Below are 16,066 nucleotides of genomic sequence, written 5' to 3'. Positions count from 1 at the left end.
GCAGACAGAAGTGTTACGGGGGCCGAGATCGTGGTGCTCTGTGCTGCCCCCCCGCAGGTTCCAGGACGCATGATGGCGCCGACGCGTCGGAGCGGTCGGGGGTGGGGTCGGGAACGGCAAGTCAGGTGCTCGGCGAACGGTATTTGGATCGCCATTCGAGTCGACTTGAATGGCGCATTCCGGATCGGAACCGGATTAGGTGAATGCCTTGATTCAGTCAGTTCGCACGCTCAAACCTTACTCGCGCAATGTCGCTGGCGAGGGCGACGGTGATCCGTGGACTCCCTCTGATCGTCAAGGGAATGTTTCCCTGATGTCGATCGAAGTACTCCTTCCCGGAGAGTCTCCGCGTTCGGAAGGGCTGGACGAGGAGCACATAGCCAGATTAGCGGAGATCGACACACCGATCCCCGCGATCCTCGTGGATCGCCGCACCATGCGGGTGATCGACGGGATGCACCGCCTCATGGCCGCGAAACTGCGAGGCCATAAGCTGATCCAGGTCGAGCTGTTCGACGGAACGCCGGAAGAAGCGTTCCTGCGGGCGGTGGAGGTGAACGTCTCCCACGGCCTTCCGCTGACCCTGGCCGACCGGCGGGCCGCCGCCGGCCGCATCATCGCCTCCCACCCGCAGATGTCGGACCGGGCGATCGCCCAGGCGGCCGGCCTCGGCGCCAAGGCGGTCGCGGCGATTCGGCGCCGCGTGGCCGACGCGCTGCCCCAGCTCAGTGCCCGCATCGGCAGGGACGGCAAGACGCGTCCGCTCAGTAGCGTGGACGGCCGGCTGAGGGCCGCCGAACTGATCGCCGAACGACCGGAGGCGTCGCTGCGCGAGGTGGCCCGCCTCGCCGGCATCTCTCCCGCGACCGTCAGCGACGTCCGCAAGCGGCTCGAGTCGGGCCTGGCCCCGGTGGTGGAACCGGCCCGCGCCCCCGAAGCTCCCGCGGACCCGCCCGCGGCGGCCGACGCCGGCGACCGGCGCGTCGAGCCCAAGCGGAACCAGCTCCCGGCGGACCCTGCCGCCGCCCTGGAGAAGCTGCTGAGGGACCCCTCGCTCCGGCACAAGGAGGGCGGACGCCAGCTGCTCCGGCTGCTGCAGCAGCAGAACGCGGTGGCGACGCGCGCGGGCGAGGACCTCATGGAGGCCGTACCGAGCCACTGCGGAAGCCTCGTACTGGACCTGGCCCGGTACTACGCGGACACGTGGACGGACCTCGCGAAGCAGCTGGACGAGCGCGTGCGCCAGGGGAACCGGCGCGGTTTCGGTGGGTGACATGCTGACGGCCGGAGCATGACCGGGACGGCGGCGTTCGAGGCCGCGCGACAGGAAATCGCCTACGCGTTCGAAAATACAGCCTTCTTCCGGAAGCACATGGAGGACAACGGCCTCCGTCCGGCCGACATCAAGGACGCAGACGACTTCCTGCGGATACCGCCCACCGCGAAGCCGGACTACCGGCGCCACTTCCCCGTGGGGGTGCTCGCCAAGGGGTACACCCTCAACTCGCCCCGCGTGATGCGCTTCCAGAGCTCCGGAACGTCCGGGGATCGCCTCAACAGCGCCATCCTCTCCTACGATCTGGCGCGGCGGCAGGCGACGGCCCTCGCGGTCAACCGTCGGTTCGACGACCTCTGGCGCCCCGGCAGCGGGCCCAGGACGTGCCGGTTCGCCCCGCCGAACTGCTCGGACGTGGAGTGCGCGACGGGACTGTCGACCCTGGAGGACCGGACGCTTCCGGACGGCACCGTGGTGCTGTCCGTGGCCCACGACCTGATGACGACTCCGGAATGGCAGATCGTCAAGGCGCTGGACGAACTGGAGATCTGCGAGCCCGACCTGCTGCTGGTGGACTCCACGCACTTCGCCTTCCTGATCAGGTGGGCGCGGCGGCTCGGACGGCGGATCAGCTCGCCGCGCACCCTGCACCTGGTGAGCGGCTACACCCTCATGACGCGGGTGGCGCGGCGTGAGATCGACGCGTTCTGGGGTGCGGACATGCCCGTCGGCGACATGATCGGCATGTCCGAGCTGGGCTACCTGGGGTTCGAGTGCCACAAGGGACGCCGGCACATCAACGACCAGGACTTCTACCTGGAGTTCGTCCGGGACGGCCGGCCCGTCGAGCTCGGCACCATGGGCGAGCTGTACGTCACCACGCTGGACGACACGCTGGTGCCGCGCATCCGGTACGCCACCGGGGACTACTTCACCCCGCTGGGGGACGCGTGCGACTGCGGCAGTGACCTGCCGGTGGTACGGATCGAGGGCAGGGCCACGCAGGCGGTGCGCCTGCGGAACGGGCGCCTCGTCTCGCCGGGCACCGTGGACGCGGTGGTCGGCGACGCTCCCTGGATGGACCTCTACAAGCTGGAACAGGACCCGACGGGTGCGTGCACCTTCCGGTACGTCGCCAACTCCGCCGAACAGGCGGGGGACGCGTCGGCACTCGAAGCCCGCCTGACCGAGGCCCTGGAACCGAACCCGGTCCGCGTCGAGGCGGTCGACTACATCGCGTGCGAGCGCAGCGGGAAGTTCCAGGCATGCGTGTCCCATCTCTCCGCGGAAGGCGCGTGGTGACCGTGAAGGAACCCTGCCGGGACGATTTTCCGGCGCTGGGACGGGAGATCGACGGACGCGCGATCTCGTACCTGGACAACGGGGCCACGACCCTGAAGCCGCGCTCGGTCATCCAGGCCGTCTGCCGGTACTACGAGTCCAACGGCGCGAACATCCACCGGGGCAAGCACCGCCTCTCCGAGGAGGCGTCCGACGCCTACGAGTCCTCCCGCACGGTGATCGCCCGGCACATCGGAGCGGCGGCGAACGAGGTGGTCCTGCTGAGGAACACCAGCGAGGCGCTGAACCTCGTAGCCGCCGGTCTGGAACTGGCCCCGGGCGCCCGCGTCGTGGGCTGCCTGGACGCGCACCACTCCCAGCTGCTGCCGTGGCGCAGGGTCGGACACCTCGACCTGGCACGGGTGGACGCGCACGGCCGCCTCGACCGCGACCACTTCCGGAAGCTGCTGAGCGACCCGCCCGAGGTGGTCGTGCTCACGCACTGCTCCAACGTCACCGGTGTCGTCCATCCGGTGCGCGAACTGGTGGCCGAGGTCCGTGCCGCGTGCGACGCGACGATCGTGCTCGACGCCGCGCAGTCCCTGCCCCACGGGCGCCTCAACGTGCGCGACCTGGACGTCGACTTCATGGCGTTCTCGATGCACAAGATGCTGGGCCCCACCGGGGTCGGCTGCCTCTTCGGCCGCAGCGAGCGGCTCGCGGCGCTGCGCCCCCTGACGGTCGGCGGGGGGATGGTCGACTGGGTCGACCTCGACGGCAGCGTGGACCGGCGCATCCCCTTCCGGTTCGAGACGGGGACACCGGCCGTCGCCTCCGTCATCGGCTCCGCCGCGGCGATCCGCTACCTCGAGGAACTCGACCCGGACGAGCGCCACCGGCGCGAACAGGACCTCTGCGCGGCCCTCGTCGACGGAGCGCTCGCGCGCCCCGCCCTGACCCTGATCGGACCCCCGGACCACACCGACCGCATCGCGCTCGCCTCCCTCCGCATGGACGCGGCCGTCCCCGCCGGCGAGGTCGCCCGCCTGCTGAGCGACTCCTACGGTTATATGGTTCGCAGCGGCCACATGTGCGCCCAGCCCGTCGTCACCGAACTCGCCGGCGGCGAGGTCCTCCGCGTCTCGGCCTACCTGTACAACGAGGTCCCCGAGATCGAGGGCTTCTACCAGGCCCTCGACGAACTCCTGACCTGGCTGGCACCCCCTGCCGGCGGCTAGGCGTGCTGTCCCGGGACGTTTAGGAACGTGCAGGTCAGAGGCACATGTGGCGGGCTGCGACCTGTCACATGTGTCGATCGACAGCCACGGGGCGACTGACCTTGCGCTCATGGTCGGGGCGAGTCGGCAGACGGCGTAGGCCGTCCTGGTCAGGTCGTCGGCGGCGTGGCGCAGTGCGGTGTCGAGGTCGCGGGGGCCGGTGCCGATGGCAAGGACGGCGGTGGCGCCGTGCCGGTAGAGGCGGTCGGCGTCGGGAGTGATGGTCCCGCCGAGTACCACGCATGGAAGGCTGGCCTGCGCGCATGCGTCGACGACTGCGCGGACGGTCTTGCCCGCGTCGGTACTGGCGTCCACTTTGCCCTCGGCCGTGAGGCAGAGGTCCGCCGTGGCCAGGTGGCTGTCGAAGTGGGTGAGCTGTCGGATCAGCTGTGCCCCGGGCACCAGCTCGGCGCCCAGGGCGAGCAGGGCGGCGCCGAGACCACCGGCCGCGCCGCCGCCGTCTGCGGCGCCGGTCCCGAGCAGGGGAGCGAGGCGGCGCAGACCGTCGTCGAGGAGTTCGACCGTGCGGGAGCAAGCGCCCTTCTGAGGGCCGAACACATGGGCGGCACCGTCCGGTCCGAACAGCGGACTGACGACGTCGGCGGCAACGACGAGATCGACACCGGCCAGGCGTCGTCGTGCCGGTGCGAGGTCGACCGACGCGATGCGGGAAAGGTCCGCTCCACTGCCGGCCAGCGGGTTTCCGTCTGTGTCGAGAACCGCAGCGCCGAGGGATGCCAGCAGTCCCGTACCGCCGTCCATGGTGGCGGTACCACCGAGGAAAACGATGATCCGCCGGGCTCCCTGCCGTACCGCTTCGAGGAGCGGAGCGGCCAGGCCGGCACTGGAGGCTCGCATCACGTCGTGCTCGGCGGCCGACGTCGACGGTGTCCACCCACCCGACCGTGCCACCACGCGCTGCCTGCACCGTGTGGCGTGAGCCTTCCCCGCCGTCGGCGACCGGGTACTCGACGGGTGTTCCGCCCGCTGCGCGAACCCCTGCCGCGAGAGCGGCGGCGGCCTCGGCGGCGTCCAGCGAGCCACGCATCTTGTCCGGAGCGCAGACAACGCGCATGGCTGTTCCTTTCGTCGGGGGCTGAGACCGACCGGCAAGTGGGAGCGCGCGACACCGCCCCTCATGTGCCGGTCGGTCTGAAGGCTGTCGGCGGCCACGGGCGCTTCAGACGGTCATCCAGCCCAGTACCGGGGTCGACTGCAGGTAGATGATCACGGCGAACGCGGCCAGGAGTCCGAGGCTCCAGCCGAGCACCTTGCGGAAGAGGATGCTTTCGCTGCCGGCCATGCCGATCGCCGCCGCCGCGACGGCGAGGTTCTGCGGCGAGAGCATCTTGCCGAGGACACCGCCGGTGGAGTTGGCGGCGGCCAGCAGCACGGGGTCCAGCCCGGTCTGGTGTGCCGCGGTCACCTGGAGGACACCGAAGAGCGAGTTGGCTGAGGTGTCGGAACCGGTCACCGCGACACCCAGCCACCCCACGATCGGGGAGAAGAAGGCGAACGCCGTGCCGGTCTGGGCGAGTGCCGTGCCGAGGGTGACGGTCTGGCCGGAGAGGTTCATGACCCAGGCCAGCGCCAGCACCATCACGGTGACGAAGGTTCAGCGCAGCTGGTGCAGCGTCGCGCCGTACGCCTTCACGGCCCGTCCCGGCCCCACCCGGTACAACGCCATCGTGAGCAGGCCCGCGACCAGCAGAACCGTGCCTGCAGCCTTGATGCGTTCCGGCTTGAATGTCACGGCCCCGGCAGGCTGGCCGGCCGCGGTTTCGACGTCCAGGCCGGGCCAAGTGAACTGGGTGGCGCCATGGACGGCCAGCCAGTCCTTGACCGGGCCGATCTGGGTGAGCGCGAAGAGGGCGACGATGATGAGGTACGGGGCGAATGCCATGAGGGCGCTGCCCTCGCCGGTCTCCGACCGCTGCGCATGGTCTCCGCGCCCGCCGCGCCCGGCCTCGGTGCACCCCGAGCCTCCGGCGCCGGTCCAGCCCCTGCGCCGGCTGCGCCGGCGACGGGCTCGGTGAAGGCCGGCACTTCCTCCTGGTCCGGCTGAACCACGCCCCTGGGCTGCCAGACGCGCAGGAAGCCGAGGACCGCCACCAGCGCGACGACGCCGGCGATGATGTCGGTGACCTCGACACTGAAGTAGTTCGCCGAGACGAACTGGGCGATTCCGAAGGTCAGGCCCGCGACCACCGCGACGGGCCAGGTCTCGCGGACACCGCGGCGCCCTTCCAGGAGGAACACGAGGACCAGCGGGATGAACGCGGCGATCAGCGGGGTCTGCCGTCCGGCCATCGCACCGAGCTCGTCCAAGGGCAGGCCGGTGACACCGGCCAGCGTGGTCAGTGGCACCGCCATGCTGCCGAACGCGACGGGCGCGGTGTTGGCGACCAAGGCCACGGTGGCCGCCTTGAGCGGGGCGATGCCGACCGCGACCAGCATGACCGCCGTGATGGCCACCGGCGCGCCGAAGCCCGCCAGCGCCTCGATCAGCGCGCCGAAGCAGAACGCGATCAGAATGCCCTGTATCCGCTGGTCTTCGGAGACGGTGCGGAACGACCGGCGCAGCACCGCGAACCAGCCCGTGATCTCGGTCATCCGGTAGATCCACAGCGCGTTCACCAGGATCCACAGGACCGGGAACAGCCCGTAGAAGCCGCCCTCGGCAGCGCCGGACAGGGCCTGCGAGGCGGGCATCCCCCACGCGCCCACAGCTAGTAGTGCTTCGTTAGGTTCTGGGCTGTCTGTGGCTTCTTCGGGGGTTGGGCAGGGGGCGTCCGCAGGTGGTGCAGGTACCGGTCCAGCACCTGAGCAGGTCCTGAAGAATGTCGAGGACCTGGTAGAGGGTCAGGCCGGTGTGCGGACTTTTGGGTCGAGCCGCCTGAGGGTGAGGAAGGCCTGGGCGGCGGTGACGAGGGTGACGTGGTGGTGCCAGCCGCGCCAGGTGCGGCCCTCGAAGTGGTCCAGTCCCAGGCCATGCTTGAGCTCGCGGTAATCGTGCTCGATCCGCCAGCGCATCTTCGCCCACCGCACCAGGTCAGCGGCCGGTGTGGTGGCGGGCAGATTCGATATCCAGTAGTCCGTCGGAGTGTCCTGGCCCTCCGGCCATTCAACGAGGAGTGTCTGGACGGGCAGGACACCGTCCCACTGGTTGCGGCCGCCGCCCGCCGCCTGGGCTGCGGCGAGGGACTGCTTGCCCGCGGGCCGCACGCTCAGCACCGCGAACCGTGAGGTCATCGCGCCTTTGCTGCCCTGCCGCCAGGTCACCTCGGTGAACCGCTCCGCACCCGCCTCCGCTGCGAGGACGCAGACGGCTCGTGGTGGGGTGCGATAGCGGGGAAGGGTGGGCGGCCCGAGCCCACCGTAAGCAGGCTGGTGCGGCTCGGTATTCTCCGGGTGAGCGACTTCCTTCCCGTTCAGGGCCAGAACATAGGACAGCCCTCGCTCCTCAAGGCCGAGCCGGAAGGGGGTGCTGACGCCGTATCCGGCGTCGGCGACCACGACCGGCGCCTTCAACCGCCAGTCGGCGAGCGTGTCCAGCAGGCCGAGCGCGAGACGCCACTTCTCCTGGTGCACCACGTCGTCGGGGACTCCTGCTCTGCGGCATCGGTCCGGCTCGTCCGTCCACTCACGCGGCAGATACAACTGCCACTGCAACGGGCACGAGGCGGTGTCGGTGGCGGCATGGACACTGACCGCGACCTGGCAGTTCGCCCGTTTGCCGAGTGCTCCGCAGTACTGGCGGGCCACTCCGGCCGACGCCTTGCCGCACTTGGGGAACGACACGTCGTCGATCACCCACACCTCAGGTGTGATCACCTCGGACAGCCGCTCGGCGATCCGCTGCCTGACCGGCAGCGGATCCCACGGCGACTGGTTCACGAACTGCTGCAGGGCCTGCATGTTCCCGTCCGGCAGACGCTCGGCCATCGGCTGGACCGACTTGCGCCGGCCATCGAGCATCAGGCCCCGCAGATAACACTCGCCCCACCGCCGCTGATCCCGCCGCGGCAACGACCCGAACACATCGGCAACGAACTCCGCCAACTCACCCCGGAGCCGTTCCACCTCCCCCAACCTCACCCCGGGAAGCTGCCCACAATCAACCGAGATCACTCAACGTAACGAAGCACTACTAGGGCGAGGGCCAGCACCAGGGAGGCGACCGCCGCGATCTGGGCTCGCACCCGGAAGACGCCGAGCAGGACGAAGAGGGTGAGCAGGGGGAGGGCCGCGCAGAACGCGGACCAGTACAACGACCCGGCGAGCGGGTCGAGGACCTGGGTGTACACGGGGGGACCTCCTGGTGCGGCGGAGCCGCCGCGTGGGGCAGCGGTTCGTTAACTTGTTAGACAAGTACTCACGCCAGTCAAGAGTTCCTGTATGGTAACTTGGTGAGGTTGGCTCATCACCCATGGGGAGGCGTGATGGTGGGTCGCCTGCAGGCGACATCGCTGATCGACGCACTTGTCGTCGAACTTCGCGAACAGATCCTTGACGGACGGCTCGGCGCCGGGTCGGTGCTCACCGAGACGGAGGTCGCCGGCCAGTACGAGGTGGCACGTCCCACCGCCAAAGCGGCGATCGAGCGGCTGACCGGTGAGGGCCTGCTGCGGCGCAGCGGTGCCCACAAGAGCGCCCGCGTTCCGGTCTTCAACGCCGAGGACATCGCCGATCTCTACTTCGCCCGCACCTGCGTGGAGCGTCAGGCCATGCGTGAACTGGCGCGGCGCCGGCTGATCCCGGCCGCCGCCCACACCGCGCAGGGGGACATCCGCAAGCTGGCCGAGGTGGAGGACTCCACGGTCGACGCGGTGGAACCCGACGTCCGCTTCCACCGCTCACTCGTCGACGCTCTCGGCAGCCCGCGCCTGACCCGGGCGCACGCCTCGCTCATGGGTGAGATGCGCCTGTGCATGGCCCAGGTCCAGACGTACAAGTTGCTCCGTATCACCGATATCGCCGACGAGCACCAGGCCATCCTGACGGCCGTCGCCGACGGCGATCCCGACCGCGCCGACCAGGCCCTTGCCGCTCATCTCACCCGAGCGAGCGAACAGCTCCGCAGTCACACGCCCTGACGCTCGGCATGGAGGGTCATCACGAACCGATCACCGGCAACAGCGGGTTCGCCTGACGCTCAACTCCACCTGGGCCGGTCCGCGTGCAGGGCGTCGGCGGTCAGTTCCGGCCTGCGGTCGCCGGGGGCTGGCTGCTCCGTAGTCGTGTGCGGTCCTGCAAACGACAGGCGCAGGACCCATGCCCCGCGCGCGAGGCAGGCGGGAGGAATCCGTGGCGGTCATGGCCGGATCGACGGCGCCCGCGCGGCTTTACGGTGCGCCCCGGCTTGCCTGGCCTGCCTCGCCTCTGCCGCTCGGGAAGTCCTTGCCAGCACAGAGCGGGCGAAATGCGCAGCTCGGACGGTGCAGCAGTGACAGGTGTGCACATGTGCACCATGTCATAATGCGTGCATATTGCCATTAAAGGAGCATGTGGACGTGTCATGACAGGGCCGCGCATCGCATTGAGGGCAGCCGTCGCCCTGGCGCTGGCCGGGACGCTGGTCATGGCGTGTGGCGCCGACGGTGGCGGCTCGAAGACGTTGACCTGGTCGATGTGGGCCAGCGGTGGTGAGGAACAACAGGTCTGGCATGAACTCGCGGACCGGGTGTCCCTCGAGGATCCGCAGATCACGATCAAGCTGGAGACCTCGTCCTTCGATGACTACTTCGACAAGCTCGGCACCCGTTTCGGCAGCGGCGACGCACCCTGCATCGTCTCGATGCAGGCGCTCCGCACCACGGGCTACACCCAGGGCATGCTGCCGCTCGACGATCTGATCGCCAAGAGCAAGTTCGATGTGACGGACTTCGACAAGTCCGTCATGGAAGGGCTGAGTACCGACGGGAAGCAGTACGCGCTGCCGTACGACGTCGGCCCGGTGATCCTCACGTACAACAAGGACATGTTCCGGAACGCGGGGGTGCCGGAGCCCAGGGTGGGGTGGACTCTGGCCGAGTTCGAGTCGGCCGCCCGCAAGCTGACCGGCGACCGGACGTACGGGTTCGTGGCGGCGCCTCAGGATGTGTGGATGTTTCCCATGGTGCTGACCAAGACCGGGGCGCAGCCCACCGACGGGGCGGGGCACCTGCGACTCACCACCCCCGCCATGACCGAGGGCGTGCAGTGGTACGCCGACCTCGCGGCAAGCAAGAAGGTCGCCCCCCGCCTGCCCGCGGTCGATCCCGCCTTCTCCGACAGGGAGTTCCTCAGCGGCAACGTGGCCATGGGCACCAACGGGCCGTGGGCGTTGCTGAACCTGAAGAACCAGGCCGGCTTCCAGGTGGGCCTGACCACGCTTCCCGCCGGCCCGGACGGCAGCAGGACGTACTCGTCCGGTTCCGGGTTCGGCATCTCCAAGTCCTGCCCGGACCCGGAGGGGGCGTTCAAGGCGATCACGCTGATGACCGCCAAGAAGCAACTGGAGTGGCTCGGCGGGGTGGGTCGTGCCTATCCGTCACGTGAGTCGGCACAGCACGCGTGGTACGAGAACGCCCGCCTTGCCGGTGCCCGAGAGGTCCTCGAAGCCGCCAACGCCACCGCGATTCCGCTGCGGACGACGAAGAACTGGGAGCGCGTCAACGCACTGCTCAACCAGTACGGCCCCGACCTCTTCAGCGGGGCGAGCTCCGCGAAACAAGTACTGGAGCAGGTGCAGAGACAGGCCGGGCAGGATTGATCGCCGACGACCCGCAGGGGTACGCGACCCGCGGCCCGCCCGGCACCGGACAAGAGACAGGCAAGTGAGGTCAGTCATAGCCGGGCTGTGTCGGTGGGGATGCCCAGGAGGATCCGTCCGGTCGTTTCCCACGTCGCCGGGCTCACCTGGATGTGGGCGGTGATGGCGTTCGCATCCCGCAACCGGCGCTGGAGCGGCTGGTCTTCGTAGAGTGCTGATGCGCCGCCGAGCTCGTGCATGGAGCGTACGACGTCCGCGGACGTGCGGGTGGCGTGCGTCGCGGCCAGGCGCAGGCCGGTGCGGAGGGCCAGCGGCAGCGTGTCTTCGGTGGTCGCTGCCTGCCAGGCGTCCTCGATGGCCGAGTAGAACAGGGCGCGTGCGGCTCGCAGGGCGGCCTCCGCCTGTGCGACGACGGCCTGCGTCGAGGACTTCTCGGCGAGCGTGCGTCGCGATCCCATGGCGACCTTGTGGCCCGCGAGATCGACGAGGTCGTCGATCGCCCCGCGGGCGTTGCCCAGCGCGGCCACGGCCACGGCCACGGCCAGGGCGAAGTAGCCGAAGACCGGGAACCGGTAGAGGGGGGCTTCGATCCGGGGAGCCTCGCTCAGCGACAGGACGCGACGCTCGGGCACGAACACCTCGTCGGCCACGACGTCATGACTGCCCGTCGCCCGCAGTCCGGAGGTGTGCCAGGTGTCGAGTATCTCCAGCTGGCTGGCCGGGATCGCGACGATGCGCAGCACCGGGGCACCGTCGGCGTCGCGGCGTGCGTCGTCGAGGACGCAGCCGCCGAAGAAGTGGTCCGCGTGGGTGATGCCGCTGCAGAACGCCCGGCGGCCGGAAACCACCAGGCCCCGTCCACGGGGCGGGCCTTGGCCGTGGGGGCCCACACACCGGCCGCGATCGAGCGGGGGTCGCCCAGGGTCACCTCGGCGCCCTCGGCGCCCTCGGCCGGCAGGTAGGCGGTGAGCAGACTGGTGGTGAGAGCGATGGACACGCACCACGCGGTGGCGGCGTCTCCACGGGCGACCGTCTCCGCGCACTCCAGCGCGACGGCCGGCGGCCCGCGCTCGGCCGGGGCGAGCACCACGTTCGACGCGGCGCTCGGCGGCCGGCCCCACGACGGTATCTGCACCCCCGGCGACTCCCACGCCGACATCGCGGTCGCCGCCCTGTCCGCCGGCAAACACGTGCTGTGCGAGAAGCCCCTCGCCAACACGGCCGAGGAGGCCGAGCGCATGGCCGCCGCCGCGCAGGCCGCCGCCCGGGCCGGCGTCCGGTCGATGGTCGGCTTCAACAACCGGCGGGTGCCCGCACTGGCACACGCCGCCCGCCTGATCGCCGAGGGCCGGATCGGCGAGGTACGGCACGCCAGGGCCTTCCCGCTGGTGTGGCGGCTGCGCAAGGAACGGGCCGGCTCCGGCGCCCTGGGGGACCGGGCGGTGAGTTGACGTGACGTCACAGGTCGACGACCGTCGCCGCCTCGCCGGGGATCTCGTCCGCGTCGGCGGGCAGCAGCCGGCCTGCCGTTCCAGCCGGTCGGCCTGCCGGTTCACCTTCTTCACGTAGAGCCCAGGCACCGCTGCCCACCGAGGAGTTGAAGGTGCCTACGGCAGCAAGGGCACGCCCTTCGACGCCCAGGTGTCGCGATGTCGAGGATGCCGCGGCTCTCGTGCTCCGGGACGCCCCCGACACAGAGGCAACGCGCCGCCTCACCTCGCCGGGAGTGCGAGCCCGCCTCGCTGCCTGTTTCCGAACCGTGATGATCGGAATTTCCGCCTCCCTGACCTGCGCCACCGTACGCCCTGCCATGAGCTAAACACTCGGTGTATACATGTTGCGTATACACGGTGTGTAGAGTGCTCGGCATGTCCATCGGTCACACCCTTTTAGGGATCCTTGAGTCCGGCCCGCGGCACGGTTACGACCTGAAGCGGGCCTTCGACGAGAAGTTCGGTCAAGGCCGGCCGCTGCATTACGGCCAGGTCTACTCGACGATGTCCCGCCTGCTGAAGAACGGACTCGTCGAGGTCGACGGGACCGAGGCCGGCGGCGGCCCCGAGCGCAAGCGCTACGCGATCACCGACGCCGGCATCACCGACGTGGGGCGGTGGCTCGCGACCCCGCAGAAGCCGGAAGAGTACCTCCAGTCGGCCCTCTACACCAGGGTCGTACTCGCACTGCTCACCCACCGGGACGCCGCCGACATTCTCTACACCCAACGCTCCGAGCACCTGCGCAGCATGCGCGTCCTGACCGACCGCAAGCGCACGGGCGATCTGGCGGATCAGCTGATCTGCGACCACGCACTCTTCCACCTGGAGGCGGATCTGCGCTGGCTGGAGCTGACCGCCGCCCGACTCGACAAACTTCGTGAGGCCGTAGCCCGATGACCACATCTCCCCCTGGATCCCTGCTCACCGGGCAGGACCTGCGCAAGACCTACGGGCACACCCACGCCCTCGACGGCGCCGGGTTCTCCATCCACCCCGGCGAGGTCGTCGCGGTCATGGGCCCCTCCGGCTCCGGTAAGTCGACGCTGCTGCACTGCCTCGCCGGCATCCTGCCGCCCGACTCCGGGTCGATCACCTACAACGGGCGTGAGATGACGACGATGAGCGACGCCCAGCGCAGCGCGTTGCGCCGCTCCGAGTTCGGCTTCGTGTTCCAGTTCGGGCAGCTCGTGCCGGAACTGACCTGCGTGGAGAACGTCGCCCTGCCGCTCAGGCTGAACGGGTCCTCCCGCAAGGAAGCGGAGCGGGCGGCGCTCGGCTGGATGGAACGCCTGGAGGTCGACGACCTGAAGGGCAAACGGCCCGGTGAGGTCTCCGGCGGCCAGGGCCAGCGCGTCGCCGTGGCCCGCGCGCTGGTCACGAACCCCGGGTGGTGTTCGCCGACGAACCGACCGGCGCGCTCGACTCCTACAACGGTGAGCGCGTGATGGAACTGCTCACCCAGGCGGCCCGCTCCGCCAACGCCGCCGTCGTCCTCGTCACCCACGAGGCACGGGTGGCCGCGTTCTCCGACCGCGAGGTCGTCGTACGCGACGGCAGGTCCCGGGACATGGAGCGCGCCGTATGAGTCCGCGACAGTGGGCCGTGGACCTGGCCATGGGAGCCCGGTTCGCCGTCACCGGCGGCCGCGAGGGCTGGGTCCGGACCTCGCTGACGGCGGTCGGCGTCGGCCTCGGTGTGGCCCTGCTCCTGCTGTGCAGCGCGGTGCCCAACGTGCTCGCCTCCCGCGGCGAGGTGAACGACGCCCGCTACGTCAACCTGTACGGCCAGAACGTTCCGCCCAAGGGCGACGACACTCTCCTGGTCGCCGGCGCTAACACCACCTGGCGCGATGTCGACGTCCTGGGCCGGCTGGTCGAACCCGAGGGCGGGCGGGCGCCGCTGCCCCCGGGGGTCGACCGCTTCCCGGACAAGGGCGAGATGCTGGTCTCCCCCGCGCTCAAGGACATACTGGAGTCGGACGACGCGAATCTGCTGCGGGAGCGTCTGCCGTACAAGGTCACCGGCACGATCGGCGAGAGCGGGCTGGTCGGCTCGCACGAACTGGTCTACTACGCGGGCGCCTCGGGGCTGAAGCTCACGGATTCCACCCTGGTGACGCGGCTGAACCGGTTCGGCAAACCGGACGATCTCACCTCGCCCGAGAAGACCGACCCGGTGCTGCTGCTCATGGTCCTCGTGGTGTTCGTGGCGTTGCTGACGCCGGTCGCCGTGTTCATCGCCGCCGCCGTCCGCTTCGGCGGCGACCGCCGCGACCGCCGGCTCGCCGCGCTGCGCCTGGTCGGCTCAGACCGGGGGATGACCCGGCGGATCGCGGCGGGCGAAGCGCTGGCGGGGGCGCTTTTGGGCCTGGTCGTCGGCACCGGCTTCTTCCTGCTCAGCCGTCAGAAACTGGGCTCCGGCACGTTGCTGGGCGTGAGCGTCTGGCCCAGCTACCTCGACCCCGCTCCCGCGCTCGCCGCGCTGGTCGCGGTGGCGGTGCCGGTCGCCGCCGTACTCGTCACGCTGCTCGCGATGCGAGGCGTGGTCGTCGAACCCCTCGGTGTCGTGCGCTCGGCCAAACAGCGCCGCCGCCGGCTGTGGTGGCGACTGCTGCCGCCGCTGGCCGGCCTCGGGATGCTCTACCCGATGATCGGCCAGGGCCACAAGAACGGAGAGTTCAACCAATACCTTGTCATCGGCGGCGTCCTGATGTTGCTGATCGGCATCACCGCCCTGCTGCCCTGGGTGGTGGAGGCCGTCGTGGTCCGGCTCGGGAAGGGCTCGCTGTCCTGGCAACTGGCTGTGCGAAGGCTGCAGTTGAGCAGCGGCACCGCCGCCCGCATGGTCAACGGCATCGCCGTGGCGGTGGCAGGGGCGATCGCGCTGCAGATGCTCTTCACCGGGACGCAGAGCCAGTACACCGAGAGCACCGGTCAGGACCCGAGCCGGGTCCAGATGCAGGTCGAGTTCAGCGGACCCAAGCAACTGTCCGGCGTCGAGAGCGAGTTCGCCGGCGCCAAGGGCGTACGGGCCGCGGTCGCCCTGGCCCGCGCCGAGTACGGGGACGGACGTCGCGACCCCGAGTACAGCGACAGTATGACCGTGGCCACCTGCGCCGCACTGCGCGAGCTCGCCACCCTGCCCTCCTGCAAGGACGGTGACGTGTTCGTCACGCGACCACGCAGCGGCTCCGCGAACCCCGACACCGCGTCCGAACGCGCCCTGCTGAAGCCCGGCCGGCAGGTCTACATCGAACCGTCGTACGACGGCAGCGACCGCGGCATCGAGGTGCCCTGGACCGTTCCGGCGAACCTTCGGGCGGTGGACGCGCGCAAGGACTCACTGCAGGACTACAACAGCATGCTGGTCACCCCCGCCGCCCTGCCCCGGGCGGCCGCGCCCGCGGTGATCTCGGACGGCGTCTACCTGCGGCTGGACCCCTCGGTGCCGGACTCACGCGAGTACGTCCGCAACGTCGCAGCCCGCCTCGACCCCATGGCGCAGACCTACGGCTGGTCGGCGTCCCAGGAGAACGCCAAGTACACCTCCATCCGCACCGGCCTGTTCGTCGGCTCCGCCTTCGTGCTGGCACTGATCGGAGCGAGCCTGCTGGTCTCCCAGTTGGAACAGCTGCGCGAACGCAAGAAGCTGCTCTCCGCGCTGGTCGCCTTCGGCACCCGGCGCCGCACACTCGGCCTGTCGGTCCTGTGGCAGACGGCCCTCCCGGTCGGACTCGGCCTCGTCCTGGCCACAACGGTGGGTGTCACCCTCGGCTCGGTGCTGCTGAAGATGACCCGTACACCGGTGGCCATGGACTGGGCGAGCGTCCTGACCATGACTGGCGTGGGCGCTGCCGTGGTCGGCGTGGTCACGCTGCTCAGCCTCCCGCCGTTGCTGCGGATGATGCGCCCAGCGGGCCTGCGCACCGAATAACCCCACACACATCCCCAGCGGGTGGGTTCCTCCTGCCAGGAGGAACCCA

Annotated in this window: 13 protein-coding genes and 4 pseudogenes; 9 read left to right on the top strand and 8 right to left on the bottom strand. The window is 69.9% G+C overall.

All coding sequences use genetic code 11. The features are described 5' to 3' along the window. Nucleotides 1–313: 313 nt before the first annotated feature. Genes ACQEV8_RS02965 through ACQEV8_RS02955 form a run of 3 tightly spaced genes read left to right on the top strand, consistent with a single transcriptional unit; the run spans nucleotide 314 to nucleotide 3,795 of the window. Entirely contained in the window at nucleotides 314–1,273 is a 960-nt protein-coding gene (locus ACQEV8_RS02965) for a transcriptional regulator (protein ID WP_432957094.1), read from the top strand. 18 nt (nucleotides 1,274–1,291) lie between these two features. After that, nucleotides 1,292–2,578, top strand: a complete 1,287-nt coding sequence (locus tag ACQEV8_RS02960) for a phenylacetate--CoA ligase family protein (RefSeq protein WP_432957092.1) — start codon at nucleotides 1,292–1,294, stop codon at nucleotides 2,576–2,578. Further along, entirely contained in the window at nucleotides 2,572–3,795 is a 1,224-nt protein-coding gene (locus tag ACQEV8_RS02955) for an aminotransferase class V-fold PLP-dependent enzyme (protein WP_432957090.1), read from the top strand. Before ACQEV8_RS02960 ends, ACQEV8_RS02955 begins: the two co-directional genes overlap by 7 nt. Nucleotides 3,796–3,927: 132 nt before the next feature. On the opposite strand, the pseudogene ACQEV8_RS02950 reads toward ACQEV8_RS02955, so the two are convergent. The 7 genes and pseudogenes from ACQEV8_RS02950 to ACQEV8_RS02920 form a co-directional block, all read right to left on the bottom strand. Next, nucleotides 3,928–4,746: pseudogene (locus ACQEV8_RS02950) on the bottom strand (glycerate kinase); the annotation flags it as partial. After that, nucleotides 4,733–4,909: pseudogene (locus ACQEV8_RS02945) on the bottom strand (glycerate kinase); the annotation flags it as partial. The pseudogenes ACQEV8_RS02950 and ACQEV8_RS02945, both read right to left, overlap by 14 nt. A 105-nt stretch (nucleotides 4,910–5,014) precedes the next feature. Beyond that, nucleotides 5,015–5,434: an L-lactate permease gene (locus tag ACQEV8_RS02940; RefSeq protein WP_432972368.1), complete on the bottom strand. Its 420-nt coding sequence runs from the start codon at nucleotides 5,432–5,434 to the stop codon at nucleotides 5,015–5,017. A 15-nt stretch (nucleotides 5,435–5,449) separates the two neighbouring features. Next, a complete protein-coding gene (locus ACQEV8_RS02935; protein WP_432957088.1) occupies nucleotides 5,450–5,587 on the bottom strand; it encodes a hypothetical protein in 138 nt (45 codons plus the stop codon). Next, the gene (locus tag ACQEV8_RS02930; protein WP_432957086.1) at nucleotides 5,584–6,546 is read right to left on the bottom strand and encodes an L-lactate permease; all 963 of its coding nucleotides are present in this window, start codon (nucleotides 6,544–6,546) and stop codon (nucleotides 5,584–5,586) included. Before ACQEV8_RS02930 ends, ACQEV8_RS02935 begins: the two co-directional genes overlap by 4 nt. Before the next feature lie 150 nt (nucleotides 6,547–6,696). Next, nucleotides 6,697–7,932: an IS701 family transposase gene (locus ACQEV8_RS02925; protein WP_432956627.1), complete on the bottom strand. Its 1,236-nt coding sequence runs from the start codon at nucleotides 7,930–7,932 to the stop codon at nucleotides 6,697–6,699. A 29-nt stretch (nucleotides 7,933–7,961) separates the two neighbouring features. Further along, entirely contained in the window at nucleotides 7,962–8,141 is a 180-nt protein-coding gene (locus ACQEV8_RS02920) for a hypothetical protein (protein ID WP_432957084.1), read from the bottom strand. A gap of 135 nt (nucleotides 8,142–8,276) precedes the next feature. Between ACQEV8_RS02920 and ACQEV8_RS02915 the strand changes: the two genes are divergently transcribed. Both ACQEV8_RS02915 and ACQEV8_RS02910 read left to right on the top strand, forming a co-directional pair. Next, nucleotides 8,277–8,930, top strand: coding sequence for a GntR family transcriptional regulator (locus ACQEV8_RS02915; RefSeq protein WP_432957082.1), 654 nt, complete (start codon nucleotides 8,277–8,279; stop codon nucleotides 8,928–8,930). A gap of 422 nt (nucleotides 8,931–9,352) precedes the next feature. After that, nucleotides 9,353–10,588 carry an ABC transporter substrate-binding protein gene (locus tag ACQEV8_RS02910; protein ID WP_432957080.1) on the top strand — a complete coding sequence of 412 codons (1,236 nt, stop codon included), beginning with the start codon at nucleotides 9,353–9,355 and terminating at the stop codon, nucleotides 10,586–10,588. A gap of 74 nt (nucleotides 10,589–10,662) precedes the next feature. Here ACQEV8_RS02910 and ACQEV8_RS02905 read toward each other — a convergent pair whose 3' ends face one another. Next, nucleotides 10,663–11,436 (bottom strand): acyl-CoA dehydrogenase family protein, encoded by a 774-nt coding sequence (locus ACQEV8_RS02905; protein ID WP_432957078.1) that lies wholly within the window; start codon nucleotides 11,434–11,436, stop codon nucleotides 10,663–10,665. 279 nt (nucleotides 11,437–11,715) lie between these two features. Here ACQEV8_RS02905 and ACQEV8_RS02900 point away from each other — a divergent pair. The 4 genes and pseudogenes from ACQEV8_RS02900 to ACQEV8_RS02885 form a co-directional block, all read left to right on the top strand. After that, nucleotides 11,716–12,024: pseudogene (locus tag ACQEV8_RS02900) on the top strand (Gfo/Idh/MocA family protein); the annotation flags it as partial. Between the two features lie 432 nt (nucleotides 12,025–12,456). After that, nucleotides 12,457–12,981: a PadR family transcriptional regulator gene (locus ACQEV8_RS02895; RefSeq protein ID WP_432957076.1), complete on the top strand. Its 525-nt coding sequence runs from the start codon at nucleotides 12,457–12,459 to the stop codon at nucleotides 12,979–12,981. Continuing rightward, nucleotides 12,978–13,669: pseudogene (locus ACQEV8_RS02890) on the top strand (ABC transporter ATP-binding protein). Before ACQEV8_RS02895 ends, ACQEV8_RS02890 begins: the two are co-directional and overlap by 4 nt. Continuing rightward, on the top strand, nucleotides 13,666–16,017 hold the full coding sequence (locus ACQEV8_RS02885; RefSeq protein ID WP_432957074.1) for an ABC transporter permease: 2,352 nt from the start codon (nucleotides 13,666–13,668) through the stop codon (nucleotides 16,015–16,017). Before ACQEV8_RS02890 ends, ACQEV8_RS02885 begins: the two are co-directional and overlap by 4 nt. Nucleotides 16,018–16,066 lie beyond the last annotated feature (49 nt).

Source organism: Streptomyces sp. CA-179760, from assembly GCF_050937045.1.
In the GTDB taxonomy this organism is placed as follows: domain Bacteria; phylum Actinomycetota; class Actinomycetes; order Streptomycetales; family Streptomycetaceae; genus Streptomyces.
Note: the sequence above shows the minus strand (reverse complement) of the source record. Positions and strands in the feature narration are given on the sequence as shown.